Genomic DNA, 25,218 nt, shown 5'->3' with positions numbered 1-25,218 from the left:
CGGCCTCCACCGGCGCGGCCGTTGGCGCGAGGTGCTGCCGCTGGAGCGCTGCCCCATCGCGCTCCCCCCCATCCAGGAGGCGCTGGGCGCCGTCGCCCGCTGGGCCGAGGCCGAGGCGCTGCCGGGCTACGACAAGGAAGCCAACCGGGGATTCCTCCGCCACCTGCTCCTCCGCGCCTCCGAGGCCGGCGGCCGCTGGATGGCGGTGTTGGCCACCACCTCTCCGGCGGCGCTGGAGGGCGGGGAGGAGCGCTGGCGGGGGGCGCTGGAGCGGCTGGGCGAGCGGCTGGCGGCCGTGGAGGGCTTCGCTTCCTTGCAGTGGGTGGAGGATGAGGAGCCCGGCGACGCGCTCCACTTCGCCGGGGCACCCCGGCTCGTGCGGGGCGTCGCCGCCGTCGAGGAACGGCTGGGCGGCTTCCGCTTCGCCCTGGCCCCGCAGAGCTTCTTCCAGACCCACACGGCCCAGGCGGAACGGCTGCTGGAGGCGGCCCTGGAGCTGGCCGCGCCGGCGCCAGGCGAGCGGGTGCTCGACCTCTTCGCCGGCATGGGCACCTTCACCCTGCCGCTGGCGCGCGCGGTCGGTCCGGACGGCGAGGCGGTGGGCGTGGAGGTGGTGGAGGCCTCCGTAGAGGCGGGTCGTGCCGCCGCCCGCGCCAACGGCGTGGCCAACGCGCGCTGGGTGGCCGCCAAGGTACGGAGCTTCCTGGCCGGGTTGAGCGGCGAGCGCCCCTGGTCGGCCGTGCTGGGCGAGGCGCCGCTGCCCGCCGGCTGGCACCCCGACCTGGTGCTCCTCGACCCGCCCCGCTCGGGAGCGGGCCGCAGGGTGATGGAACGCATCGCGGCGCTCCGCCCGCGGCGCGTCCTCTACGTCTCCTGCAACCCGGTGGCGCTGGCGGAGGATCTGGCGGTCCTCCTGCCGCTGGGCTGGGAGCTGGACGTCGCCCGCCCGGTCGACCTCTTCCCCCAGACGCCCCACGTGGAGACGGTGGCGCTCCTCCGCCCCGCCGGGGCAGGCGGAGCCGGCTGAGGCGCCGCGACACGCCGCGCGCGAGCCCCCGGGGCCGGGTGTCGGGCGGGGTCGGGCGGCACCGTTCAGGCGATCCGCTCCAGCGCCTTGCGGAAGAAGCCGACGGGCAGGAGCGCCGCCAGGAGGGCGAAGGCCGCCAGGGCCAGAAGGCTGGGCGCCAGCTCCGGCGTCCATCGGCCGGTCACCAGCGCGCGGCAGAGGCGGACCACGTGGTAGAGCGGCAGGAACTCGGCCGCCGTCCGCACCACCGGCCCCAACCGCTCGACGGGGAAGAAGATGCCCGAGAAGAGGAACATGGGTTGGACCACCAGGCTGAAGTAGTAGGAGAGCTGCTCCTCCGCGCGCGCCAGCGAGGCCACCGCCAGCGCCGGCCCGCCGAAGATGACGCCGGTCAGCGCCAGGACCGGCAGGACGGCCAGCGCCCACCAGGAGCGGACCAGGCCGAAGGCGGCCAGGACCAGCAGAAAGAAGCCGCCGTAGAGGACCGCCCGCGTCGCCTGCCAGAGGAGCTCGCCGGCCGTGATCTCCTCCGGCGCCAGCGGCGAGGCCATCATGGCGTCGTAGGCGCGCGTCCAGTGGAGGCGGTCGTAGCCGCCCCAGACCAGGTCGAAGGAGACGGCGTTCATGGCCGTCGAGGCGACCAGGCCCGGGCCCATGAACTCGACGAAGCTCATCCCCTGGATGCGGGTGACGTAGAGGCCGAGTCCCAGCCCCAGCGCCAGCAGGCTGAGCACCGGCTCGCCGAAATGCGCCAGCAGGCTGGAGACGTAGAACTTCCTCCATGCCGTCCAGTCGCGCAGCCAGACCGTCAGCGCCCCCCGTGTCGGGCGCGGCCAGGCCCAGTCGCCCAGGCGCGGCCACTCTTCGCGTCCCCGTCCGGTCTCGCCGCTCATTCCTCCTCCAGCTCCCTCCCCGTCATGGCCAGGAAGAGATCCTCCAGATCGGCCTCCCGCAGGCGGTAGTGGCGCGTCCGCAAACCCTCCTCGGTCAGCGCACGCAGCAGCTCCTCGCCCGCCGGGGTGAAGAGCTGCCAGCCGCTCCGCGTCCGTTCCAGCCGGCGCACCAGCTGCGGGTGGCGGCGCGCGAAGCCGCCCAGCCGGCCGCCCAGGCCGTCGCCTCCGGCGAGCGGCTCGTCCAGCTCCACCACCTCGCCGCCCAGCTCCCGCCGCACCAGCGCCTCGGGGCGGCCGCGGGCGATGATCCGCCCGTGGTCCATGAGCACCAGGCGGTCGGAGAGCCGGCGGGCTTCCTCCATGTAATGGGTGGTGAGGACGATGGTGACGCCGCGGTCACGCAGCTCCGCCAGCCGCTCCCAGACCAGCACCCGCGCCTGCGGATCGAGGCCGGTGGTGGGCTCGTCCAGCACCAGCAGCTCCGGCTCGTTGACCAGGGCGCGGGCGATGGCCAGGCGCCGCCGCTGCCCGCCGGAGAGGTGCTGCGGCCGGACGGCCGCCTTCTCGCCCAGCGACATGAAGTCCAGCAGCCGCCACGCCCGCCGCTCCGCCTCGGCGCGCCGCAAGCCGTAGTAGAGGCCGTGCAGGACCAGGTTCTCCAGCGAAGTCAGCCCCTGGTCCAGGTTGTCTTCCTGGCTGACCACGCCCATGCGCGCCTTGATGGGCCGGAGCGGGCCGCGCACGTCCAGGCCGAGCACGCGCAGTTCGCCCCGGCTCGGCGGGACGCGGCAGGTGATCATGCGAATCGTGGTGCTCTTCCCCGCCCCGTTGGGCCCCAGGAAGCCGAAGCACTCCCCCCGCTCCACCCGGAAATCGACGCCCGCCACCGCCGTCAGCTCGCCATAGCGCTTGACCAGCCCCCGCGCCTCCACCGCGGGGCCGGCCCTCTCCCCGTTCCGCCAGGAGCCCCGGACCTCTGCCTCCTCGATCGGCTCGTCCCCCCTCGGGGGCCGGCAGGAGCGCCGGCGCACCCCCTGAAATTTAACCGCGGTGATCGAATGCCCCGGATCACGCCCGAGGGTCTGCAGCAGCTCCAGGAGGAGCTGCACCGCCTGAAGACCGCCGGCCGCCGACAGGTGGCCGACGCCCTGCGCGCCGCCCGACAGCTCGGCGATCTGGTCAACAACGAGGACTACCAGCAGGCCCTGGCCGAACACGACCGCCTCGAGCGCCGCATCGCCGAGCTGGAGGCCTTCCTACAGGCGGCGGAGGTGGTGACCGCCGCCCCCGAGGGGACGGTCGGCCTCGGCTCGCGCGTCGAGGTCCGCGACCTCACCACCGGCGAACATCTTCGTTTCCGGGTCGTGGGCGCCTCCGAGACGGGCCCCGTGGAGGAGCTGGTCTCCGCCGACTCGCCCGTCGGCCGCGCCCTCCTCGGCCGCCGCCCCGGCGAGGTGGCCGAGGCGCGCCTCCCCGGCGGGGAGATCGTCCGCTTCGAGGTCCTGGCCATCGAGTCGTCCCGCTCCTCCGCCTGATCCACCCGACCGCCGGCCCGCCTCCGCGTGGCGATGATAGGCTAGGGCGGAATTCGCCGCCCCGGCAAGGAGGCGGCCGGAGGTGAACCGCGCGATGCAACCGACCAACCGGGTCGTCCACGTCGCCCCCGAGGTGGAGGAAGCCCTGCGGCGCGGGCGCCCGGTGGTGGCGCTCGAATCGACCCTGATCGCCCACGGCCTACCGTATCCGGACAACCTGGAGGTCGCCCGCGAGGTGGAGCAAGCGGTCCGCCGCGAGGGTGCCGTCCCGGCCACCGTCGGCGTCGTCGCCGGCCTTCCCACGGTCGGCCTCGACGCCGCGGAGCTGGAGCGCGTCGGCCGTTCCGACGTGCCCAAGCTGGGCGTACGCGACCTGCCCGTCGCCGCCGCGCTGGGCAGCGACGGCGCCACCACCGTCGCCAGCACCGCCTGGCTGGCCGCCAAGGCGGGCATCCGGCTGATGGCCACCGGTGGCCTGGGCGGCGTCCACCGCGACGCGCGCGAGAGCTGGGACGAGTCCAACGACCTGGTCACCCTGGCGCGGACACCGGTGACCGTGGTGGCGGCCGGCGTCAAATCGATCCTGGACGTGGCCGCCACGCTGGAACGCCTGGAGACGCTGGGCGTCGCCGTGGTGGGCTGGCGGACGCGGCGGTTTCCGGGCTTCTACGTCCGCGACAGCGGCCTCGCGCTCGACTGGAGCGTGGAGGAGGAGGGGCAGGTGGCGGCCATTATGGCGGCGCAGACGGAGCTGGCCTGCGAGTCGGCGCTGCTCGTCGCCAACCCGGTGCCGGAGGAGGAGCAGCTCGACCCGGCGCTCCACGACCGCGTCCTGCGCGAGGCGCTGGCCGAGTTGGAACGTCGCGGGATCCGCGGGAAGGGGGTCACGCCCTTCCTCCTGGAACGCTTCCACCAGGCCACCGGCGGCGAGAGCCTGCGTGTCAACCGCCGTATCGTGCTGCACAACGCGCGCCTGGCCGCCCGCATCGCGCGCGCCTGGGCCGAGCGGGCGCGGCAGCGGCCCCGGCCGTGAGCCGTCCCGGGCACCCTGCCCAGGCGGCGGGAGCACGGAGGCGGCGGCACCGGCCCGTCATCCTTTGCGTCGGCGACGCGGCCACCGACCTGGTCGTACGGCTGGCGGGACCCGTCGCCCGCGGCGGTGACACCCCGGCGCGCATCGAGCCGCGGGCGGGCGGCTCCGCGGCCAACACCGCAGCCTGGCTGGCCCGCTCGGGCCGGCCGCTGGAGGTCCACTTCGCCGGCCGCGTCGGCAGCGACCCCTGGGCGCGCTTCCAGGAGCGCGAGCTGCGCCGGCTGGGGGTCCACACCCACCTGGCCAGGGATCGGGGCAGGCCCACCGGCCTGATCGTGGTCCTGGTGGAACCCGGCGGCGAACGCACGATGCTGACCGACCGCGGCGCCGGCTTGGCTCTCCAGCCTTCCGACCTGCCCGCGGAGCTCTTCGCGCCCGGTGGCCACCTCCACCTCTCCGGTTACGTGCTGCTCGATCCGGGCCCGCGCGCCGCCGGCCGGGAGGCCATCCGCCGCGCCCGCGCACGGGGCATGAGCATCAGCGTCGACGCCGCCTCGGCCCCCCTGCTGGCGGCGGCGGGCGCTCCCGCCTGGTTCGCCTGGACGGGCGGTGCGGGCCTCCTCTTCGCCAACGAGGCCGAGGCAGCCGTCCTCCGCCCGGAGGCGCCGACGCCCGAGGCAGCGGCGCGGGCGCTGGCCGCCCGCTACGGGGAGGCGCTGGTCAAGCTGGGCGCCGCCGGCGCCGTCTGGGCCTCGGCCGACGGGCGGCTTCTGCGGGCTCCGGCCGCGCCGGCCGACGTCCTGGACACCACGGGCGCCGGCGACGCCTTCGCCGCCGGCTGGCTGGCCGCCCGCCTGCACGGCGCGACGCCCGCGGAGTCGCTGGATGCGGCGCTGGCCCTGGCGGCCAAGGCGGTGCAGACGGTGGGAGCCCGGCCGGGGTGAGCCTCCGGCGCCTCGCCCCGACCGGGCTCCCTCCCGTTCCGTCCCGGCGCCGGCGCCCGCGCGGGTGCAGGCGGAGGCGGGACGATGGAAGCCTTTTACTGGACCTCGATCTGGCCGTACATACCCAGGTCCTTGTGTCCCGGCTGCGTGCACCAGACCTGGTAGGTCCCCTTCTGCAGCGTGACGGTGACGCTGGTAGACTGCTTCGGCTGGAGCGCCTGCGGGTTGCTCTGGTCGACGCCCGGCCCCTGGATGGCGAAGTCGTGCGCCATGGTGCCGTCGTTGGTCACCTTGAAGGTGACCTGGCCCGGCTTCATCTGCATCGAGCTGCCCTTGGTCAGCGCCGTGCCGTTGATGACGATCTTGTACTCCTGCAACGAGACCTGGGCCGTGTTGGAGCCGCCGCCGGCCCCGGCCGAGCCGCCGCCGCAGGCGGCGGCCACCAGCGCCAGGGCGGCTACGACGGCCCATGCGGCCAGGAGCGGCCGCCATCCCTGCCTCCACGCAGCACGCATCGAAGCCCGAACCCTCCTAGAACCTGGATAGGCGGGGCAGGCTACCCCACGATGGCAGTCTGCACTGCGGAGGCGGTCGCGACTATCACCACTTTGGGCTATTGCGTATTGTCAAACCGGCATAACGCCGCTCAGGAAGCGCCCTGCCGGCCCGATCCCCAGCGGCCGCTGTAGACGCAGGGACCGTCGTCCACCGCCGCGCAGCCGGTCCGCTCCAGTCGCACCCCCAGCAGCCGCTCGTAAAGGGCGTGGTCGTGGGCGCAGGCCTCCGGGTAGCGGGCGGCCACCCTGGCAATGGGGCAGTTGTACTGCAGGAAGTCGAACTTCTCGCCCTCGCTGCGCAGCTCGCCCCGGTAGCCGCCCTCCCGCTCCGCCTCGATCAGCTTGCGGAGCCGGCCCGCCCCCTGCTCCTCGCCCAGGCGGCGCGCCAGCAGCGCCCCCATCTCGCCCGCGCGCTCGGCGAAGAGCCGGTCGACCAGTTCCCGTCCGCCGACGCGCTCGGCCGCGCGCAGGAACTCCAGGGCGAAGGCGTCATAGGCCTGGCCGAAGGTCTCCTGCCCCGCCTCGGTCAGGAAGTAGACGTGCGCCGGCCGCCCCGCGCCGCCGCGCCGGCGGCCGACGCGGACCAGGCCGTCCCGCTCCAGGATGGCCAGGTGCTGGCGGACCGCCATGGCCGTGATCCCCAGCTGCGTGCTCAGCTCCGCCACCGTGGCGCCCGGATGCTGCTGGAGAAGGCCGAGGATCTCCGCCCGCGTCGATCGCGTCCCCTCCGTGCCGGCCACCCCCTCCACCCCCCGTCCTGGCGGGCGGGAAGCTCTTTTGTTGAGATTACCCTCTTGGCCCGCCGGCTGACCATCACCCTTGCGCGCGACCCGCCGTCGCCCCGCCGCCCCGCCGCCCCGCCCGGGGCCGGCCGCCGGACGGAGCCGCCGGGAAGGGGCCGCCGCCCGCGCGCGGAACCTTCCAGAGGTCGGCGCCGCCCCTGCCGGGGCCGGCGCGAAAGGATGGTGGAGCATGGGCAGGCGCCTGCGCCTCGAGGACTACTACCTGCACCGCAGCGTGCTGGAGACGGCCCTGTCACCCGACGGGCGGCTGGCGGCCGTGGTCGTCCGCTACGCCCGGCGGCGCCCCGACGAGCACCAGCAGAGCCTCTGGCTGCTGGCGACGGACGGCTCCCAGCCGCCCCATCGTCTCACCCGCGGCGCCACGCACGACCGCGCCCCCGCCTGGTCGCCCGACGGGCGGTATCTCGCCTTTCTCTCCTCGCGCGCGGACGAGGTGGAGGTTGCCGACGCGCGTCCGTCCGGGGAGGGTGACGAGCGGCCGGCGGCCGATGCCGGCTCGCCACCGGGGAAGGGCCGGCGGGGCGAGGCCAGAGCGCAGATCTGGTGCCTGGACCTGCGCCTGGGGGGCGAGCCGCGCCAGTTGACCGACCGGCCGGAGGGCGTGGCCGAGTTCGCCTGGTCGCCCGACGGCCGGACGCTGGCCTTCGCCGCACGCGACCCCTCCGAGGAGGAGCGCCGCTACCTGGCGGCGCTGCGGGAGGGCCGCGGGCCGGTGGTCATCGACCGCGTGCAGCACAAGTTCGACGGGCAGGGCTTCCTGGACGACGTGCGCACGCATCTGTTCCTGCTGGACCTGGCCACGCGCCGGGTCCGCCGCCTCACCTCCGGGCCCTCCGACGAGCGCCAGCCCTGCTTCTCGCCGGACGGCCGTTGGGTCGCCTTCGTCTCCAACCGGACCGGGGATCCCGACAACAACCGGCGCAACGACCTCTGGATGGTGGCCGTCGACGGCGGCGAGGCCAGGCGGCTCACCCTCGGCGACGTGGACGCCCGCTGGCCCCGCTTCTCGCCCGACGGGCGCTGGGTGGCCTTCGTCTCCCCGCTCGAGCCCGAGAACGTCTACAAGCTGAGCCACCTGCTGGCGGTCCCGGTGGAGGAGGCGCGCCCGGTCGAGGACCTGGCCGGCCACGTCGGCAAGGGCTGGCGGAGCATCGGGGGCGTCGTCCCCGACCTGCCGCCGGCGGCGCTCGCCGGCCCGGGCGCGCTCCCGGAGGAGGAGCGGGTCCGGAACGCGCGGCGCTACCCCGAGCCGCTGGAGCGGACGCCCGCGCGCCTCCTGACGGCCGGGCTGGACCGGCCGGTGGAGGGGCCGCCCCTCTGGCTGGACGGGGGCATCCTCTTGGCCACGGTGGCCGACCGCGGCCAGCGGCGGCTGGCGCGCCTCCGTCTGGAGACGGCGCCCGCGCTGGCGGCCGAGCCCTCCGGCGTCGCCGGCCGGGCGCCGGAGGCGGCCCGCGAAGAGGGGGCGCCGGCGGCCGAGCTCCTCCTGCCCTTCCGGCGTGACCGGACGCTCTTGCAGGCGCAGGCGGCGGCCGGCCGCCTTCTGCTCCTCCTGGACAGCCCCCAGGGCGGGCAAGAGGTGGTCAGCGGGCCGCTGGAGGCGGCTGAGCGGCCGGAGGAGACGGCCTGGATCCCGCTCTTCCGCCCGCAGGCGGAGCTCCTTGCCGAGTGCGAGGCGGCGCGCATGGAGCGCATCGCCTTCCGCGACGGGGACGGCTGGGAGGTGGAAGGGCTGGTGACGCTTCCTCCCGGGTGGGAGCCCGCCCGGGGCGCGCGTCCCCTGCTGGTGGTCATTCACGGCGGCCCCATGGCTTACGACCAGCCGGCCTTCCGCTTCGACGTCCAGTGGTGGGCGGGGCTGGGCTACCTGGTGCTGCAGGTCAACTACCGGGGCTCCACCGGCTACGGCGAGCGCTTCTGCGAGGTGATCCGCGGCGACTGGGGGCCGCGCGAGCACGACGACGTCATGTGCGGCGTGGAGGAGCTGGTCCGGCGCGGCTGGGCGGACCCGGAGCGCCTCTTCGTCACCGGCTTCTCCCAGGGAGGGATCATGACCAACTGGGCCATCGGCCACACCGACCGCTTCCGGGCCGCCGTCTCCGAGCACGGCATGTGGGAGTACGCGGCCGCCTTCGGCACCGATGACTCGCACCTCTGGTGGCAGGACGACCTGGGCGTCCCCTGGCAGAACCCCGAGGGCTACCGGCGCATCGCGCCGGCGCAGGCCGTCGCCTCCATCCGCACGCCGGTTCTGATCATGGCCGGGCAGGAGGACTGGCGCTGCCCGCTGGATCAGGCGGAGATGATGTACGTGGCGCTCAGGAAGCGCGGCCTGCCCGCGGAGCTGGTCGTCTGGCCCGGCGAGCACCACGCCGTCTCGCGACCGCGCCGCGCCGTCGACCGACTCAGGCGGGCCGCCCTCTGGCTGGAGCGGTGGGGCGGCCAGCGCGTGCCCGAGGAGGACCGCCGCCTGCCCGAGACAGGCGAGGCGGAGGCCGGCCGGGCCGGGGCCGGCGGCGGGCGGTGAGCGGCGTGCGTACGGCCGCCCTGGAAGTGCTGGAGCGGGCCGGCGTCACCTACGAGCTGCGCGCCTTCGAGCAGGTGGAGCGGACGGCCGGAGAGGCGGCGGCCAAGGTGGGCTGGCCGCTGGAGCAGACCTTCAAGACCCTGCTGGCGCGCGCCGTACCCGAGCCGGGCGGGCGCGGCGGGGCGTACTTCCTCGCCTGCCTGCCGGGGGACGCCCGCCTCTCGCTGAAGAAGGCGGCGCGGCTGCTCGGCTTGAAACGGGCGGAGATGGCGCCCGAGGCCGACCTCCGGCGGCTGACGGGCTACGTGCGCGGCGCCTGCTCGCCGCTCGGCTCCAGGCGCCCGCTCCCCCTCCTCGTCGACGAGCGGGCGCTTCTCTACGGGCGGATCATGGTCAGCGCGGGCGCCCGCGGCCTCCAGCTCCTCCTCGACCCGCGCGACCTCGTCCGGCTGACGGGGGCGACGGTGGCCGACCTGGTGGAGTGAGGCGACCGAAGGGGGTGGAGAGCCCGATGGAGAACCGGCTCCTCGTCCGCCGCCCCGTGCCGGGCACGGCCAGCCGGCTCAGCCTGGTCCGGGGCGACATCACGCGCGAGCATGTCGACGCCGTCGTCAACGCCGCCAACCCGAGCCTCCTCGGCGGGGGCGGCGTCGACGGCGCCATCCACCGCGCGGCGGGGCCCGAGCTGGACGCCGAGTGCCGCCGCCTCCACGACGAGCTGGGAGGCTGCCCGCCAGGCCAGGCGGTGGTCACCACCGCGGGCCGCCTGGCGGCGCGCCACGTGATCCACGCCGTCGGCCCCGTCTGGCATGGAGGCGGCCGCGGCGAGGCGGCGACGCTAAGCAGCGCCTATCGCCAGGCACTCGCCCGCGCGCGCGAGGCGGGCGACCGGAGCGTCGCCTTCCCCTCCATCAGCACGGGCGCCTACGGCTACCCCGTGGCCGAGGCGGCGCGCGTCGCGCTGCGCGCGCTGGTGGAGGACCTGCGCGAGGCGGCCGGCCGCGGGCTTCCCGCCGTCGAGGAGGTGCGCCTCGTCCTCTTCAGCGACGCCGACGCCGCCGTCTACCAGGCGGCGCTGGACGAGATCTTGCCCGAGGGGGTGCCTGAAGCCGTGCGCGTCGAACTGGACGCCGTCCGGCGCGAGGACCTGCCGCTCTTCGCCCGCTGGTTCCGGGAGCCGGAGCTGCTGGCGCTCCTCTACCCCGGCCCGCTCCTGCCGAACAACGAGGAGGACGAGGAGGAGTGGTACCGCCGCCAGCGCGAGGCCCGAGCGGCCGGCCGAGAGTACACCTTCGCCGTCCGCCTGCGCGGCTCGGGCCAGCTGCTGGGATCGGTCGCCCTGCGCCTGCACGAGCCCAAGAACCGCTCGGCCACCTTCGGCATCGCCCTGGGCGATCCGGCGGCGCGGGGGAAGGGCTACGGCTTGGAGGCGACACGTCTGACGCTGGACTTCGCCTTCGGCGAGCTCAACCTGCACCGCGTCGAGCTGGAAGTCTTCGCCTACAACCTGCGCGCCTACCGCATGTACCTGCGCGCCGGCTTCCGCGAGGAAGGGCGCCGCCGCGAGGCCGTCTTCCGCGAGGGTCGCTATCACGACGCCGTCTGGATGGCCATTCTGGAGGAGGAGTGGCGGGCGCAGCCCCGCGACGACCTCCCGCGCTGGCTTCCTCCTGTCGGCGCCGGCCCCGCCGTTGCCCCCGCCTCCGGCCCCGCCTGAGGCGGAGGCCTGCGCCGGGGCGCCCGCCTGCCATCCCGCGCCGGCGGCGTTCAGGCGCCGCCGGCCGCCTCCTCCCGCTCCGCCTCCGGCGCCGTGCGCCAGCGGCGCAGCAGCCGGAGCACGTCGGCCAGCGTGGCCGCCGTGGCGTCGGGCAGGACGCGGCCCACGTACGGCTCGTTCCAGGCGTTGGGCACCTGCGTCAGCCAGACGGCGCGCATGCCGGCGCGGCGCGCGCCCTCCACGTCGGCGGGCAGCAGGTCGCCCACCACCGCCACCTCCCCGGGGCGGAGCCGCCACCGGCGCGCCACGTGCTGGAAGATGGCCGGCGCCGGCTTCCGCAGCCCGAAGCCGGCCGAGCTGACCACCGGGTCGAGGTAGGGGGCGAAGCCCAGGCGCTCCACCTCCTGCTGGACGAAGCGGTGGCGCGAGGCGTTGGAGACTAGCCCGACGTGGAGGCCCTCGGCGCGGAGCGCCCGCAGCACCTCCACCGCCCCGGGCAGCGGCCGCCAGCCCAGCAGCTCCGGTTCGAAGAAGGCGTCCAGCGCCTCGCCGGGCGAAAAGCCGGCCGAGCCGGCCACCCGCTCCAGCCCCGCCTCGCGCAGCGCCCGGGCCAGCAGCTCCTCCGCCGTCACCTCGCGCTCGCCGTGCTGGTACGTCTGCCAGGTCGCCCGCCAGATCCGCCCGAAGGTGTCGCGGAGCGCCCGCGCCGCGGCGGCGTCCAGCCTCGCCGCCGCATACCCCTCCAGGGCCGCCAGGCCGGGCTCCAGGAAGGCCTCCCAGTAGCCGTCCGCCCGCATCAGCGTGCCGCCGAGATCGAAGATGACGCCACGCAGCGGCTCCTCCCGGCGCTCCTCGCCCATCTTCAGGCTCCCTCCCTTCCCGGACCGCAGCCCTCGGCCACCGGCTCGCCCCACCCCGGCCGCCCGGGGCCCGCCGCCCGCTCCGCTTCCGTCTCCGCCGCCTCCTCTCCCTCCCCCCGCGTCCTGGGCGCGCCCTCCTCGTCGGCCACCGCGTAGGCGGCCGGATCTCCGCCTGGCGTCCGGAGCGCGAAGAGAAGCGCCAGCCCCCCGGCCGCCACGATCCCCCAGAAGGCGGCGCCCAGCGCCGAGCCCAGGGCGCCTCGCAGCACGCCCAGGTAGGCCGCTCCCAGCTCCGCCCGGCGCGAGGGATCGAGGAGAAGGTTGACGTCGGCCAGCGGTCGACTGGCGGCGGGGAGACGGCCCGCCGCCGCCAGCGGCCCCAGAAGACCGAGAAGGCGCGCGTCCAGGAGGAGGCTGAGGACGGCGACGCCGACGGTGGAGCCCAGGTTGCGCACGAACTGGTTGAGCGCCGTCGCCACCCCGCGCCTTCCCCAGGGCACGGAGCTCTGCACGCCGATGAGGAGTGCCGTCGAGCTGAAGCCCAGCCCCAGGCCCATGACCACCATCAGCGCGACGGTGAAGGCGAGCGGCGTTCCCGCGTGGAGCCCCAGCGCCAGCAGGCTGGCCGCCAAGTCGAGGAGCATGCCCAGCACCACCATGCGCCGGTAGCCGGACCGCAGCACCACCCGGCCGCAGAGGATGGAGCCCAGCGGCCAGCCCACCGACATGGGCGCCACCACCGATCCGGCGGTGGCGGCCGTCCCCAGCTGCACCCCCTGCACGAACATGGGCACGAAGGTGGTCATGCCCGTCATGGCCGCGCCCGAGAGGAGCCCCACCAGGCTGGCGACCAGGACGATGGGGTTGCGAAAGAGGTCGAAGGGCAGCATGGGCTCTGCGGCGCGCCGCTCGGCCGCGACGAAGGCGGCGCCGGCGGCGGCGGAGGCCGCCAGCAGGGCGACCGCCGGTCCCGGGGAGGCCGCCTGCCCCTGACCGAGGAGTGTCAGCGCCAGCAGGAGCGCCACCACCGCGGCGACCAGCGTCACGGGGCCGGCCACGTCGACGGGCGGCCGCCGGCGTACCCGCGACGGCTCCTCCAGGAAGCGGGCCACCAGCAGGACCGCTGCGACGCCCAGCGGCAGGTTGACGTAGAAGATCCAGCGCCAGCTGAGGGCGTCCACCAGGAAGCCGCCCACGGCGGGGCCGATGATGGCCGAGACGCCCCAGACGCCCGAGAAGAGGCCCTGCATGCGGGCGCGCTCTCGGAGCGAGAAGATGTCCCCGATGATGGTGGCGGTGATGGGCTGGACGCCGCCCGCCCCGAGGCCCTGCAGGGCGCGGTAGGCGATCAGCTGCGCCATGGAGTGCGCCTGCCCGGAGAGCGCCGAGCCCGCCAGAAAGAGGAGCGTGGCGGTGACGAAGACCCGCTTCCTCCCGTACAGGTCGGCCAGCTTGCCGTAGATCGGCACCGTGGCGGCCGAGGTGAGCAGGTAGGCCGAGATCAGCCAGGAGAAGAGCTCGACCCCGCCAAGGCTGCCGACGATGGTGGGGATGGCCGTGTTGACCACGCTCATGTCCATGGCGGTGAGGAAGGTGGCCACCATCACCGCCACCGTCACCATGCTCCGGCCCCTTCCGGCGGCGCCGCCCGCCGGGACGCCCTCGGACGCCGCCCCCACCCCCTCTCTGCTCCCCTTCCCCGGCGACCGCGACATTCTATAGCGTCCGGCTTCTTTTTTCACGGCCTCCCGGCCTCCCCCTCCCCCGCCGCCGGGAGAGGAGCGGCGCCCGCCGGCGGCGAAAGGAGCGCCATCTTCGAGAGGAGGCGTCCGCATGGAGCCCGGCCCGGAGAGGGCGAACGCGCAGCTCCCCCTGGCGCAGCTGAAGGGTGAGGTCGAGCGGCTGGTCGACGAGCTGGCCGCCCCGCTGGAAGAGGTGGCCCGCTCCATCCACGCTTACGCCGAGACCGCCTTCCGGGAGGAGCGCTCCGCCGCCCTGCTGGCGGGTCGCCTGGAGGCGGCGGGCTTCCGCGTGCGCCGGGGCGCGGCGGGCATGGCCACCGCCTTCCTCGCGGACTGGAGCCCCGCGGGCGACCGCGCCCGGCCGGCCGTCGCCCTCCTCTGCGAATACGACGCCCTCCCCGGTCTGGGCCATGCCTGCGGGCACAACCTGATCTCGGCCGCCAGCTGGGCGGCCGCCGTCGCCCTCAAGCGGGCGCTGGAGCCGCTGGGCGAACGCTTCCGCGGCCGTCTGGCCGTCTTCGGCACGCCCGCGGAGGAGGAGGGCGGGGGCAAGATCCTGCTCGTGGAGGCGGACGCCTTCCGCGACTTCGACGCGGCCATGATGTTCCACCCGGCCACCCAGGACGTGGCGGGCAGCGACGCCCTGGCCTGCGTGGACGTGCGCTACCGCTTCCACGGCCGGGCCGCCCACGCCGCCGCCGCGCCGCAGCAGGGGATCAACGCGCTGGACGCCGTCCTCCTCTTCTACGACGCCGTCAACGCGCTCCGCCAGCAGACCTCCCCCTCCGCCCGCCTGCACGGCATCATCACGCGCGGCGGCGACGCGCCCAACGTCATACCCGACCTGGCCGAGACCACCTGGATCGTGCGCGAGCGCGACGTGGAGTCGCTCCTGCCCCTGCTGGAGCGGGTCCACGCCTGCGCCCGCGGCGCGGCCCAGGCCACGGGCTGCCGCCTGGAGGTGGAGCAGGGGCGGGTCTACGCCGAACGCGTCCCCAACTCGGTGCTGGAGGGCCTCTTCGCCCGCAACGCCGCCCGCTTGGGCCTCCGCCTGGGCGAGCCCGATCCCGCGGGCTCCGGCTCCTCGGACATCGGCAACGTCAGCCGCGTCCTCCCGACCCTCCACCCCTACCTGGCCATCGCGCCCGCCGACCAGCCCAACCATTCGCGCGCCTTTGCCGAGGCGGCCGTCTCGCCGCGCGGGCTGGCGGTGGCGCGGACGGCCGCCAAGCTGCTGGCGGCGACGGCGCTCGACCTCCTCTTCACCCCGAGCCTGGTGGACCAGGCCTGGGAGGAGCTCCGCCGCCGGCGGCGCCGCTGAAGGCCGGCGCGGCCGGGCGGGCGCACGGTCGCGGACGTTCACCCCTCCAGCCAGCCCTCGGCGCGCAGGCGGTCCTCCAGCCGCCGGCCCTCGTCGGCCGCCAGCGGCCGCAGCGGGCGGCGCGGCTCGCCCAGGTCGAGGCCGCGCAGGCGCAAGGCCGCGTAGTGCGTGGAGACGGCCGGCCCCTCGCCCAGCAGGACCCGCAGGCGGTCCAGCCTGCGCTGCGCCTCGGCCGCCTCCACCGGGCGGCCGGCGTGCCAGGCGTCCAGCACGCGGCGGAGCGCCTCGGGGAAGACGTTGGCCACGCCCGAGACGGCGCCCGTGGCGCCCAGCGCCAGCGCGGGCAGCAGGTGGCTCTCCGTCCCCACGTAGAGCGCCAGCGGTCGGGACGCCTCGCTGACCGCCGCCAGCATGGCCTGCACGTGGGCGAAGTCGCGGCTGGAGTCCTTGACACCGGCCAGGTTGGGCAGTTCGCCCACCAGGCGGCGGAGGAGCGCCGGCGTCACCTCGTTCCGCGCGTGGCTGGGGATGTTGTAGACGTAGAAGGGAAGCCCGTCGGCCGCCTCGCCCACGGCCAGGAAGTGGTCGCGCAGCGCCTCCTCGTCGTACGGATAGTAGTAGGGCGTCACCGCGGCCACCGCCGAGGCGCCCGCAGCCCGCGCCGCGCGGGCCAGCCGGACCGCCTCCGCGGTGGTGGCCGCGCCCGCGTGGACCACCACGGGCACCCGGCCGGCGGCCGCCTCCACCACGGCCCGCGCCAGCTCCTCGCGCTCGCCCGGCTCCAGCAGCGGGAAGAGGCCGTTGCTGCCGCCGACGAAGAGGCCGTCCGCCCCGCCCTCCAGCAGCCGGTCCACGTAGGCGCGCAGCCTCCCCGTCTGCGGCCGTCCCGCCGCGTCGAAGGGCGTCAACATGGCCGGCAGGAGCTCCGGCGCCTTCCCGTTCCCCGTCATCCCGCCCGCCTCCCCTCCACCTCGTCCAGCGCCGCGCGCAGCCGCCGCGCCCCCTCCTCCAGCGCCTCCGCGGGCACGAAGGAGAAGCAGAGGCGGGCCCGGTCGCCCCCCTCGCGCCCGAGGAAGAAGGCTTCCCCGGCGACGAAGTCGACGCCGTGCCGGCGCGCCGCCTCCAGGAGCGCCTCCGCCTGGACGCCAGGCGGAAGCGTCACCCAGTGGAAGAAGCCGCCGCCCGGGCGCGACCAGTGCAGCCTTCCGCCCAGCTCCCGGCCGAGCGCGGCCTCCAGGACGTCGCGCCGCGCGCCGTAGTGCCGGCGCAGCTCGGCCACGTGCCGTTCGAAGAGCGGCACGCCCTCCCCGTCGCGCGCCTCCAGATAGCCGGCCACCGCCGCGGCCGCCAGCGCCACCCCCTCGCCGCCGGGCTGCACCCGCGCGTAGGCCTCGCGCAGGTGGCGCGGCGGCAGGCACCAGCCCAGGCGCAGCCCGGGCGCCACCAGCTTGGAGAAGGTGCCCAGCAGCACCACCCGCTCGGGCGCCAGCGCCTTCAGCCGGGGCGGGGGCGGCTCGTCGAACCAGAGCTCCGCGTAGGCGTCGTCCTCCACCAGGTAGAAGTCGTACGCCTCCGCCAGCTCCGCCAGCCGCCGGCGCCTCTCCTCCGGCAGGAGGGCGCCGGTGGGATTCTGGAAGCTGGGGACGACATAGAGGAACTTGGGCCGCTCCGCCGGTGCCGCCTCCTTCAGCGCCTCCTCCAGCCGCTCCACGTCCACCCCCTGCTCGTCGCAGGGCACGCCCCGGAGACGCGCCTCGTGCAACCCGAAGACGCGGAGCGCCCCATAGTAGGCGGGCTGCTCCACCCAGACGGGATCGCCCGGGTCGAGGAAGAGCCGCGCCACCGCGTCGAAGCCGCGCGTGCTGCCCGCCGTCAGGAAGAGCTCCTCCGGCTCCACCGCCAGCCCGCGCCGGCCGAGGAGCTCCGCCAGCGCCCGCCGCGCGCGCGACGGGGCGCTCCCTCCCCCGTACTGCAGCAGCCGGTCCGGTTCGGCGGCCAGCGCCTGCCGCAGGGCGGCCTCCAGCTCCGCCACCGGGAAGGTGGCCGGATCCGGGTATCCCCAGCCCAGGCTGATCCGGTCGCCGGAGACCCCTTCGCCGCCCGGAAGGGCGGCGCCGGGCAGCTCCTGCGCCAGGGCGCGGCGTGCCAGCCGCTCCTGGCGCCCCGTCACCCCCGTACCCCTCATCGCCGCCTCTCCGCCTCCCTCGAGGAGTCGTCCGCTGCCGCCGTCCCGGCCGCCCGCCCCGTCGCGCCCCGCCCGGCGGGCGCCGGCACCACCCAGACCTCGGCCGCCGTCGCCTCGGTCAGCGTGTATACCTGGTCGCCCCGGCGGATGACGCAGCCCTGGTAGGGATCCGAGGTGAGCAGCTCCAGCTCGGCGCCGGGCACCAGCCCCAGCGCCCCAAGGTACTCCAGAAGCGGCCGGATCTCTTCCGCGCGCTCGCGGATCCGTTCCACGCGCAGCCGGCCGGGCGCCGCCTCGCTGAGGGGCGCCCCCCGCTCCCGCGCGCGCGGCGCGTTGCCGGGGATGGGGTTCCCGTGCGGGCAGGTGGCCGGCGAGCCCAGGTGGCGGTCGAGCGCCGCCTCCACCACCGGCGAGACGGCGTGCTCCAGCGCCCCCGCCTCCTCGTCGGCGGTCGCCCAGTCCAGGCCCAGCCGGTCGGTCAGCCAGCGCTCCACCAGCCGGTGGCGGCGCACGACCCGCTCGGCTTCGCGCCGGCCGCGCTCGGTCAGCTCGATGCGCCGGTCGCCGCCCACCCGGACAAAGCCCTCGCGTTCCAGCCGGTGGAGCGCCTCGCTCACCGCCGGCGCCGAGAGCCCCAGGAAGTCGGCGACACGGGCCGCGATCACATGGACGCCCTCGTCCTCCAGGATGTAGATGGCCTTGAGGTAGTCCTCCGAGCCGCTGGTCACCCCGTCCCTCCCCGCCGCTCCGGAGCCGCCGGAAACTTGCCGGACCATTTTCGCGCCGCGTGGCCGCGCTCCTCCAGGGCCACGAAACGGCGGGGCGGCGGAGGCCCCGGCCGGCCCCGCCGCCCCGCTCGCCCGCCCTGCGCCCCCGGCGCCGGGCGACCTACTCGATGGGCACCCGGTGCCCGTCGTCCTCCCGTTCCGCCCGCGGGATGTGCAGCTCCAGAAGCCCGTGGCGGAAGGTGGCCCGCGCCTTCTCCGGCACCACCGCCACCTCCAGGGGGATGACGCGGTGGAAGCTGCCCTGGCGGCGTTCGCGCCGGTAGAACTGGCCCTCCTCCACCGTCGTCTCCTCCTCGCTGCTGCCGCGGATCACCACCCGGTCCTCGTAGACCCGGACGTCCAGGTTCTTGGGGTCGACGCCCGGCAGCTCCACCTTGACCACCAGCTCGTCGCCGCTCTCGTAGACGTCGCTGCGCGGGCCCCAGAGCCGCGTCCAGGCCAGCGCCGGCTCCTCGAAGAGGCGCATCAGCTCGTCCCGCATCCTCTCCAGCTCATCGAAGGAGCTCCACATCCTGCGGGCCCGCCAGCGCCTGGGAAGCGGACGATCTTCGAACATGGGCGATCCTTCCTTCCCGTCTCGGGGCGGGACGGCCGCCGCGCCCCGCGGCCGGCCGGAAGCCCGCCGGTCAAAGATGGTTTCCGCCGTCACCGCCTTTGATGTACGACGACGCCGGCGGGGGGTCAACCGGATCGCCCCCGTCCTGGGGTAGGCTCAGTGGGGGGTGATGGAGGCGTGTCGGGCTTCCTGGGTCGCATCTGGCGCCGCCGCCGGGGACCGGCCGAGTCGCTCCGCTGTCTCCTCTGCCAGGAAGCCTTCCCCGTGGAGCCGCTCCCCCCCACCCCCGGCCACGGCCAGCGCCAGGCGGTCTGTCCCCGCTGCGGCGCCGTCTACCGCCAGGCCTACGGCTGGGATCGCCAAGGCTTCTGGCAGGGTCCATGGAAGCTGGTCCGCGAGTAGCTCAGCGCGGCGCTTCCAGCGCTTGGCCGGCGCCCACGTGCCTCTGGCCGTGCTCCCAGGCCCGGTAGGCGCGCTCGTACGGGTGCGGCGGCTCCGGCAACACGCCCAGGCGGAGGGCGGCCTCCTGCGGCCAGCTGGGGTGGCGGAGCAGCTCGCGCCCCAGCACCACCAGGTCGGCCCAGCCGTTGGCCACGATGGCCTCGGCGAATTCCGGCTCGGTGACGCGGCCCACCGCGGCCACCGGAAGCGACAGCTCCCGCCGCACGCGCATGGCCGCCTCCAGCTGGTATCCGGGGTACTCCTCCGGTTGGAGCGGGACCGCTCCCCCCGAGGAGCAGTCGAACAGGTCGGCGCCCTCCTCGTGGAGCGCACGCGCGATGCGCACCGTCTCCGCCGCGTCCAGCCCGCCGGGGGCGTAGTCGCTGGCGGAGAGGCGGACGGCCAGGGGGAACTCGCTTCCCACCTCGCTGCGGACCGCGCGCACCACCTCGCGGGCGAGGCGGAGCCGCCCCTCCTCCGAACCGCCGTAGGCGTCCTCGCGCCGGTTGACCAGCGGCGAGAGGAACTCGTGGAGAAGGTAGCCGTGGGCGGCATGGATCTCGATCCAGTCGAAACCGGCGCGGAGCGCCCGCCGCGCCGCCTCGGCGAAGCGGGTCACCACCTCGGCCAGCGTCCGGGCGTCCATCGCCACGGGGACGGGATCGCCCGGCCGGAAAGGCTCCGCGGTCGGCCCGATGATCCGCTCCCCGCGGGCGCGGCCCTTCCTGCCGGCGTGGGCGAGCTGGACGCCCGCCGCCACGCCCTGGGCGTGGAGGAAGTCGACGATCCGGCGGAGCGGTCCCACCTGCTCGTCGCTCCAGAGCCCGAGGTCGTGCTCGGTGATCCTCCCCCGCGCCTCCACGGCGGTCGCCTCGAGCACGATCAGGCCGGGCCCGTAGGCCGCCCGGCTACCGTAGTGGACCAGGTGCCAGTCGCGGGCAAGCCCGTCCTCGGCGGCCATGTACTGGCACATGGGGGACATGACGATGCGGTTGCGCAGCTCGAGGCCGCGCATCCGGAAGGGACGGAAGAGATGGGTCACGCGCTCACCCTCCTGCGTTCGGCGCGAGTTCGAAACCGTTCCCTAGCCTAGCAGGTTCGGGTGAGAGGCGGGACCGACGGCCGACGGGCGCGACACCCGGCTCCCAGGCCGGCGGACCCTGCGGGTGGGAGCCCGGTTCTCTCAGCCTTCCGCACCCGCCGCCCCCGCCGGCAGGAGCAGCTCGCGCAGAACGGGCAGCGCCGGCGCCCCATGGGCCAGGAGCTGGTCGTGGAAGGTGCGCAGGTCGGCGGAGAGGCCCTCCTGCCGCCGCCTCCTCCGCCAGGCCTCGCGCAGCTCGAGGATCTCCAACTTGCCCAGGGTATAGGCGAGGTACATGGCGTCGGTCGTGCCTCGCAACGCTTCGCGACGTGCGGCCACCGGCTGCATGTGACACTCGCTGCGGAAGAGGTCGACCGCCTCCTCGAAGCGCATGCCGCCCACGTGCAGGCCGATGGCCACCAGGTAGCGGCCCGCCCGCTCCAGCGCCTCCATGGCCTGGCTCAGGCGAAGGCGCGGGTCGCCTTCGCCCAGCCCCTCGTCCAGCATCATCTCCTCGGTGTAGTGCGCCCATCCCTCGGTGAAGGTGGTGGCTCCGAAGACCTTGCGCACGCGACTCGACGAGGCCGGCAGGTGGAGGAACTGCACGTAGTGGCCCGGGAAGACCTCGTGGACGGCGATGATCTCGGCGGTGTAGCGGTTGAGCGTCCCCAGGTGCTGCTCCTGCTCCTCGGCGCTCCAGCGCGGGTCGGGGAGCGTCACCTGGAAGAAGGCCCGGTCGGACTCCCGCTCGAAGGGGCCGGGGGGATCGATGGAGGCGAGGGTGGTGGAGCGCATGAAGGGAGGCGTCTCCACCACCGCCGGGTCGACGGGGCTGGGGATGGTGACGATCTGCCGCTCCTCGCAGAAGCGGCGGAGCCCCGCCAGGAGCCCGCGCGTGAAGTCCAGCACCTCGCCGGCGGCCGGGTGCTGGCGGGCCTGCTCGTGCAACACCTCCAGCGGGTCGCGGCCCGGGTCGATGCGCCCGGCGGCCTCGCGGAAGAGCTCCTGCAGCCGGCGCAGCTCCTCGCGGCCGCGCCGCTCCAGGAGCTCCAGCGGCTCCTCCACCCCCTCCTCCCAGCGCAGCTTGGCCCGAAAGAGCTGCTCGCCCAGGGCGAAGCTGCCGTGCGCCCGCGGAAGGAGCTCCTCCTGTACCCAGGCGGTGTAGCGGCGGAAGGCGTCGACCACGCGGCGATTGGCTTCCTCGAAACGGGAGCGCAGCGCCGCGTCGCCCACCCCCCGGAAGGCGGCGGGGAGGTCGCGCTCGAAGAAGGCCGTGGTGGCCGGCAGCTGCTCCAGGGCGATGCGCGCCCGCACCTGGGGCGGGTTCTCCAGCTGGTCCTGCGCCGCTTCGAAAAGCGCCGGCATCGCCTCCTCGCGCGCCACCAGGGCGGCGAGCCGTCTCTCCGGCGTGGCGAAGTCGCGCCGCGCCAGTCCGAGCACGGACCAGGCGGCCATCTCCATGGGGAACGAGGGATCCGTGGCCCAGGGCCGCTCCTCTTCCAGCTGGAGGCGGAGGCTCTCCAGCGCCATGCGCAGCGTCTGCCAGTCGGCTCGCTCCCGGGGCTCCAGCCCGGCGGGGTCGAAGGCCTCCAGCTGGTGGAGGAGCTGGCGCGTCTTGCGCGCCGCCTCCGCGACGGCCTCGCGGCGGAAGTCGCCGAGGCGGTCGTCGCGGTCGTGGATCCCCAGATCGGTGGCCATGGCGGGCGTCCAGTCCAGCTGGTGGTCGATGACGCGCGCCGCCAGCTCCTCCAGCTCGCGGCGCGCCTCTTCCCGTCCGTCTTCCCGGTTCGTCCCCGAGCCCCCCTCCCCGCGCGGCCCGGTCCGCCCCGTCGGCGGCCGGCCGCCCACAAGGAAGTTCCCTGGCAGCGCCGCCCTTCCCTCCCTTCACCGGTTGCACAGGGGGGCCGAGGGCGGCCGGGGGACCGCCGCCGGCCCCCGTCGCGCCCCGCGGGCTACCCGGTCAGCTGCCTGCGCCACCGGGGCGGAAGCCGCCCGGCTCGTTCCAGCCGTAACCCGGCCCGGCCGCCGGCGCCGGCTCGCCCGAGCGGACGTCCGGCCGGCCCCACGGTTGCGGCGCGGGCGCTCCCCAGCCGCCGTCGCCGATGGGGCCCGGCCCGGCGGGCACGCCGGCGAAGCGGCCGGCCCGGCTCGCCCAGACGCTGCCCAGGTCGCTGCGCATGCGGTCGAGGGCGCTGCGGAACCAGGCGACGGTCTGGGGGTCGGCGTTCCGCGGATTGTACCAGTTGTGCCGGTTCATGTAATTGAAGATGTGCTCGGCCGCGCGCACCGTCTCGTCCGTCACCCGTTGCAGCTCGCTGCGGACGCGCCCCGGCATCGCCTCGAGGGTGGCCGAGAGCAGCATCTCGGCGGTCCGCTTCTCGGTCATGATGACGTCGCTGGCGATCTCCTTGTCGCCGATGGGAAGCGCTGGCATTCCTCTCACCTCGCCCGCCGGGATCTCACATCATGGTGGTGACCGCCGAGGCCAACATGTCCAAGTGGTGCCGGTGCATGCTCGCCAGGTCGTCGCAGACGCGCTTCAGCTCCACGTCGGTGGCCAGCTCGCTGTAGGCGAGGTACTTCCTGGCAGCCTCCTCCTCGGCCTTGGCACACTCCTCCAGCCACCAGCTCTCGGTGTACGTGATCGCCAAGCAACATCCCCCCACACCGGAGCGACGTCGGGCTGGCGTCACCCGCCGCCGCTGCCGCATCTCGTGACCGCTTCCAGTCTTCCCCGCGGACGATGGCCTATGCGCCCGCCCCCTCGCCGCCGGAGCCGCCGACAAAAAGGCCCGCGGCGAACGCCGCGGGCGAAATTTGGTGCCGGGAGGGGGCCTCGAACCCCCACGCCCTCTCGGGCAAGCGATTTTAAGTCGCCCCTGTCTGCCTCTTCCAGCATCCCGGCGGCAGGATCAGGTCCGCTCAGTGACCGCGCCCGCCACGCTTCCCCTCGGCGCGCTTCCGGGCGTCCCGCTGCCGTTCCTCGCTCTCCTTCATGAACCGGGCCAGTTTCTCCTCGAAGCTCTGGGGTCCCCGGCGGGGTCCTCCCCGCCGTCCGCCCTTGGGCTTCGGCTTCCAGCCCTCCTGCGCCTGCCGGATGGAGAGACCGATCCGCTTGGCCACGGGGTCGATGGAGAGCACCTTGACCCGCACGTGGTCTTCTTTCTTCACGAAGTCCTCGATGTTCTCGACGTATTCGTCCGAGACTTCCGAGATGTGGACGAGGCCCGTCTCCCCGGTCGGCAATTGGACAAAGGCGCCGAAATTGGTCACGCCCGTTACGACGCCCTCCACCACGCTGCCGACTTCCAACGCCATGCGGTCGGCTCTCCTCCTCCAGCTCCTTTTGCACCGATTCTAGCCTAGCCGCCGGCGGGGGTCAAAAGGCGCCGGGGTGCGCTCAGCGGGCCAGGACGGCCCCCAGCGCCGACCCCAGCGAGGAAGCGTCCCCCGGGAGCGACGGTCCGCCCCCCGCGCCGGAGGCCCCCACGTCGCCGCCGCCCTGCCTCCCCGTCATGCGGTAGACGGTCTCGCCGGGCCGGGCGAGCCCGAACTCGCTCCTGGCCATCCGCTCCACGTAGGCGAGGCTCTGGCGTTCCGCCGCCTGCCGGTCCAGCGCCCGGTTGGCCGCCTCCTGCTCGGCGATCATCGCCTGGGCCGTGGCCAGCTGCCTCTGGGCCTCAAGGAGCCGGAGGCCCGACCACCCGATCTGCGCCAGGAGGGCGCTCCCCACGACCACCGCCAGGAGCCGCTCCGGCCGCGCCAGGCGTATGCGCGGCCGCTCCCGCTCCCGGGGCGCGCGAAGAGGGCGCGGGAGCCCGCCCCGTTCGGCCGGGACGACCGCCCCCGCTCCCCGCACCGGCTCCTGCGCCTCTTCCCAGGCGGCATCCATCGAGCCTCACCTCACCCTACGGCTCCGCCTCGCTCCCGGCTCCCTCCGCAGCGGAGAGGCCAAGCGGGTCGCCCTCGAGCACGATCACGACCTGGTAGCCCTTGCTGCGGGCGCGGTTGAGCAGCGTCGAGACGGTGGCGGGCGCCAGGGAGAGGGTGGCCGCGATCTCCTCCGTCGAACGGCCCATCTCCTTCAGCGTCACCACCTGGCGCTCCCGAAAGCTGAGACGCTCCACGCCGCGGATCTCGATCCGCACCCCACAGCCTCCCGGGCCGCTTGTACACAGCTGTGGAGAAGTCTGTGTACAAAGTTAGTACAAGCTGTGTACATGGTGCCATTCGCGAGCGGCGGCCCGATCCCTGCCGGGCCGCGCCTTCCCGTCCCGCGGGCCGAGCCGCCGGCCCGGGTGCCCGACGGCACCGGGCAGGGAGACGACGGGCTGCGTGGAGGAGAACCGGCGGGGCGGGCCGTTCGGGGGATCGGTCAGCGCCTGCGCGGTGGCCGGCGACGCAGGCGACGCAGGCGGCCGAGACGTACCAGGCGCCGCAGGCGCCCCAGCCGGCGCCGCTTGGCCCGGGAGAGAGGCCGCCGCAGGGCGGTGGTGAGACGGCGAAGCCCGGCCCCCACCCGCCGGGCGACCGGGGAGAGGCGACGCCGCCCACCCAGGACGACGCGCCGCGCCCCCGCTCCGGTCGCTCGGCGAAGGGCGAGGAGCGAGCCGTAGACGGCCGGGCTGGCGAGGGTGAAGTAGAGAACCAGGCCGGCGCCCACACCCAGCAGGGGATAGAACCGGAACTCGAGCCAGTTGCCCAGGACCATGGCGGTCGCCAGGAGGAGGGAGGCGGGCAGCCAGAAGAGCAGGTCGAGCAGGTCGCCCCAGCCGCGCTTCCGGGCCGGGCGCAGCGTGGCGCGGAAAAGGTCATAGAGCAGACCGACGGCGTCACCCGCGAGCAGCGCGAGAAAGAAGACGTAGACCTGGCCGCCCAGCGCCGCCGGGGAAGCGGGAGACGGCACGGCCGCTCACCGTGTCATGCGCTGTAGCAGGCCCCGGCCGCGGTGCCGCAGGGCCCGCGACTCGCGGTACTCCAGGGCCGCGATCTCGCCCTCGATGGCGAACTCGCTGGCGTCGAGGTCGAGCTGGCGGATGTGCAGGTTGCTCCCGCGGATGTAGAGCAGACCGAGGGGCGTGGCGAGGAGCGCCTGGTTCTCGTCGAAGTTCTCCACGTTCTGGACCCCGACGACGCGCAGGCTGCTCCGGTCCACCAGGTGGAGTTCGTGCCGGCCCTGCTCCGTCCTCTCCATGCCCGCACCCCCGT

28 protein-coding genes and 1 tRNA gene are annotated in these 25,218 nt (G+C 75.0%); 9 read left to right on the top strand and 20 right to left on the bottom strand.

What is annotated here, in order from left to right; genetic code table 11:
- A partial coding sequence (locus K6U79_03325; GenBank protein ID MCL6521387.1) for a methyltransferase domain-containing protein occupies positions 1–1,027 on the top strand: 1,027 nt, incomplete at its 5' end.
- A 65-nt stretch (positions 1,028–1,092) separates the two neighbouring features.
- Here K6U79_03325 and K6U79_03320 read toward each other — a convergent pair.
- Entirely contained in the window at positions 1,093–1,920 is an 828-nt protein-coding gene (locus tag K6U79_03320; protein ID MCL6521386.1) for an ABC transporter permease, read from the bottom strand.
- Positions 1,917–2,909 (bottom strand): ABC transporter ATP-binding protein, encoded by a 993-nt coding sequence (locus K6U79_03315; protein MCL6521385.1) that lies wholly within the window; start codon positions 2,907–2,909, stop codon positions 1,917–1,919. The genes K6U79_03320 and K6U79_03315 overlap by 4 nt, the downstream gene beginning before the upstream one ends.
- Before the next feature lie 69 nt (positions 2,910–2,978).
- Here K6U79_03315 and K6U79_03310 point away from each other — a divergent pair, with 69 nt between their 5' ends.
- From K6U79_03310 to K6U79_03300, 3 genes are all read left to right on the top strand, one after another.
- A complete protein-coding gene (locus K6U79_03310; GenBank protein ID MCL6521384.1) occupies positions 2,979–3,455 on the top strand; it encodes a transcription elongation factor GreA in 477 nt (158 codons plus the stop codon).
- Between the two features lie 94 nt (positions 3,456–3,549).
- Positions 3,550–4,488: a pseudouridine-5'-phosphate glycosidase gene (locus K6U79_03305; protein ID MCL6521383.1), complete on the top strand. Its 939-nt coding sequence runs from the start codon at positions 3,550–3,552 to the stop codon at positions 4,486–4,488.
- 59 nt (positions 4,489–4,547) lie between these two features.
- Positions 4,548–5,432, top strand: coding sequence for a hypothetical protein (locus K6U79_03300; GenBank protein ID MCL6521382.1), 885 nt, complete (start codon positions 4,548–4,550; stop codon positions 5,430–5,432).
- Positions 5,433–5,527: 95 nt separating this feature from the next.
- On the opposite strand, the gene K6U79_03295 is transcribed toward K6U79_03300, so the two are convergent.
- Together K6U79_03295 and K6U79_03290 are read right to left on the bottom strand one after the other, a co-directional pair.
- Positions 5,528–5,947 (bottom strand): hypothetical protein, encoded by a 420-nt coding sequence (locus tag K6U79_03295; protein MCL6521381.1) that lies wholly within the window; start codon positions 5,945–5,947, stop codon positions 5,528–5,530.
- A gap of 131 nt (positions 5,948–6,078) precedes the next feature.
- Entirely contained in the window at positions 6,079–6,729 is a 651-nt protein-coding gene (locus tag K6U79_03290) for a winged helix-turn-helix transcriptional regulator (GenBank protein ID MCL6521380.1), read from the bottom strand.
- A gap of 232 nt (positions 6,730–6,961) precedes the next feature.
- Here K6U79_03290 and K6U79_03285 point away from each other — a divergent pair, with 232 nt between their 5' ends.
- From K6U79_03285 to K6U79_03275, 3 genes are read left to right on the top strand one after another with little or no spacing between them, the layout of a single operon-like run.
- Entirely contained in the window at positions 6,962–9,319 is a 2,358-nt protein-coding gene (locus tag K6U79_03285; protein MCL6521379.1) for a S9 family peptidase, read from the top strand.
- Complete coding sequence (locus tag K6U79_03280; GenBank protein MCL6521378.1) at positions 9,316–9,804, top strand: aminoacyl-tRNA deacylase; 489 nt, start codon at positions 9,316–9,318, stop codon at positions 9,802–9,804. The genes K6U79_03285 and K6U79_03280 overlap by 4 nt, the downstream gene beginning before the upstream one ends.
- 26 nt (positions 9,805–9,830) lie before the next feature.
- Entirely contained in the window at positions 9,831–11,036 is a 1,206-nt protein-coding gene (locus tag K6U79_03275) for an O-acetyl-ADP-ribose deacetylase (GenBank protein MCL6521377.1), read from the top strand.
- A gap of 50 nt (positions 11,037–11,086) precedes the next feature.
- Here the strand turns inward: K6U79_03275 and K6U79_03270 are convergent, their stop codons facing one another.
- A complete protein-coding gene (locus tag K6U79_03270; GenBank protein MCL6521376.1) occupies positions 11,087–11,896 on the bottom strand; it encodes an HAD family hydrolase in 810 nt (269 codons plus the stop codon).
- Between the two features lie 2 nt (positions 11,897–11,898).
- A complete protein-coding gene (locus K6U79_03265; GenBank protein MCL6521375.1) occupies positions 11,899–13,518 on the bottom strand; it encodes an MFS transporter in 1,620 nt (539 codons plus the stop codon).
- 211 nt (positions 13,519–13,729) lie between these two features.
- Here K6U79_03265 and K6U79_03260 point away from each other — a divergent pair, with 211 nt between their 5' ends.
- Entirely contained in the window at positions 13,730–14,959 is a 1,230-nt protein-coding gene (locus K6U79_03260) for an amidohydrolase (protein ID MCL6521374.1), read from the top strand.
- 38 nt (positions 14,960–14,997) lie between these two features.
- Here the strand turns inward: K6U79_03260 and K6U79_03255 are convergent, their stop codons facing one another.
- From K6U79_03255 to K6U79_03240, 4 genes are all read right to left on the bottom strand, one after another.
- Positions 14,998–15,909, bottom strand: a complete 912-nt coding sequence (locus K6U79_03255) for a dihydrodipicolinate synthase family protein (GenBank protein MCL6521373.1) — start codon at positions 15,907–15,909, stop codon at positions 14,998–15,000.
- A complete protein-coding gene (locus tag K6U79_03250) occupies positions 15,906–17,144 on the bottom strand; it encodes a PLP-dependent aminotransferase family protein (protein ID MCL6521372.1) in 1,239 nt (412 codons plus the stop codon). The genes K6U79_03255 and K6U79_03250 overlap by 4 nt, the downstream gene beginning before the upstream one ends.
- Positions 17,141–17,920: a metal-dependent transcriptional regulator gene (locus K6U79_03245; protein ID MCL6521371.1), complete on the bottom strand. Its 780-nt coding sequence runs from the start codon at positions 17,918–17,920 to the stop codon at positions 17,141–17,143. The genes K6U79_03250 and K6U79_03245 overlap by 4 nt, the downstream gene beginning before the upstream one ends.
- A gap of 112 nt (positions 17,921–18,032) precedes the next feature.
- Positions 18,033–18,488: an Hsp20/alpha crystallin family protein gene (locus tag K6U79_03240; protein MCL6521370.1), complete on the bottom strand. Its 456-nt coding sequence runs from the start codon at positions 18,486–18,488 to the stop codon at positions 18,033–18,035.
- Positions 18,489–18,665: 177 nt separating this feature from the next.
- Between K6U79_03240 and K6U79_03235 the strand changes: the two genes are divergently transcribed.
- Complete coding sequence (locus K6U79_03235) at positions 18,666–18,890, top strand: hypothetical protein (protein MCL6521369.1); 225 nt, start codon at positions 18,666–18,668, stop codon at positions 18,888–18,890.
- 1 nt (position 18,891) lies between these two features.
- Here the strand turns inward: K6U79_03235 and K6U79_03230 are convergent, their stop codons facing one another.
- The 10 genes from K6U79_03230 to yabP all read right to left on the bottom strand — a co-directional run bounded on the left by K6U79_03230 (position 18,892) and on the right by yabP (position 25,204).
- Entirely contained in the window at positions 18,892–19,971 is a 1,080-nt protein-coding gene (locus K6U79_03230; protein ID MCL6521368.1) for an NADH:flavin oxidoreductase/NADH oxidase, read from the bottom strand.
- A gap of 141 nt (positions 19,972–20,112) precedes the next feature.
- A complete protein-coding gene (locus K6U79_03225; protein ID MCL6521367.1) occupies positions 20,113–21,858 on the bottom strand; it encodes a DUF885 domain-containing protein in 1,746 nt (581 codons plus the stop codon).
- A gap of 112 nt (positions 21,859–21,970) precedes the next feature.
- A complete protein-coding gene (locus tag K6U79_03220; protein ID MCL6521366.1) occupies positions 21,971–22,444 on the bottom strand; it encodes a spore coat protein in 474 nt (157 codons plus the stop codon).
- Between the two features lie 25 nt (positions 22,445–22,469).
- A complete protein-coding gene (locus K6U79_03215; protein MCL6521365.1) occupies positions 22,470–22,661 on the bottom strand; it encodes a hypothetical protein in 192 nt (63 codons plus the stop codon).
- 167 nt (positions 22,662–22,828) lie between these two features.
- A tRNA-Leu gene (locus K6U79_03210) sits at positions 22,829–22,915 on the bottom strand.
- A 17-nt stretch (positions 22,916–22,932) separates the two neighbouring features.
- Positions 22,933–23,328 carry a S1 RNA-binding domain-containing protein gene (locus K6U79_03205; GenBank protein MCL6521364.1) on the bottom strand — a complete coding sequence of 132 codons (396 nt, stop codon included), beginning with the start codon at positions 23,326–23,328 and terminating at the stop codon, positions 22,933–22,935.
- A gap of 82 nt (positions 23,329–23,410) precedes the next feature.
- The gene (locus K6U79_03200) at positions 23,411–23,902 is read right to left on the bottom strand and encodes a septum formation initiator family protein (protein MCL6521363.1); all 492 of its coding nucleotides are present in this window, start codon (positions 23,900–23,902) and stop codon (positions 23,411–23,413) included.
- Positions 23,903–23,918: 16 nt separating this feature from the next.
- Entirely contained in the window at positions 23,919–24,158 is a 240-nt protein-coding gene (locus K6U79_03195; protein ID MCL6521362.1) for a LuxR C-terminal-related transcriptional regulator, read from the bottom strand.
- Positions 24,159–24,385: 227 nt separating this feature from the next.
- Entirely contained in the window at positions 24,386–24,916 is a 531-nt protein-coding gene (locus K6U79_03190) for a hypothetical protein (GenBank protein MCL6521361.1), read from the bottom strand.
- 6 nt (positions 24,917–24,922) lie between these two features.
- Positions 24,923–25,204, bottom strand: coding sequence for a sporulation protein YabP (gene yabP, locus K6U79_03185; protein ID MCL6521360.1), 282 nt, complete (start codon positions 25,202–25,204; stop codon positions 24,923–24,925).
- Positions 25,205–25,218: the final 14 nt, after the last annotated feature.

This window comes from Bacillota bacterium (assembly GCA_023511835.1).
Classification (GTDB): domain Bacteria; phylum Bacillota; class Sulfobacillia; order JAIMAT01; family JAIMAT01; genus JAIMAT01.
This window is presented reverse-complemented; position numbering and strand designations above follow the sequence as displayed.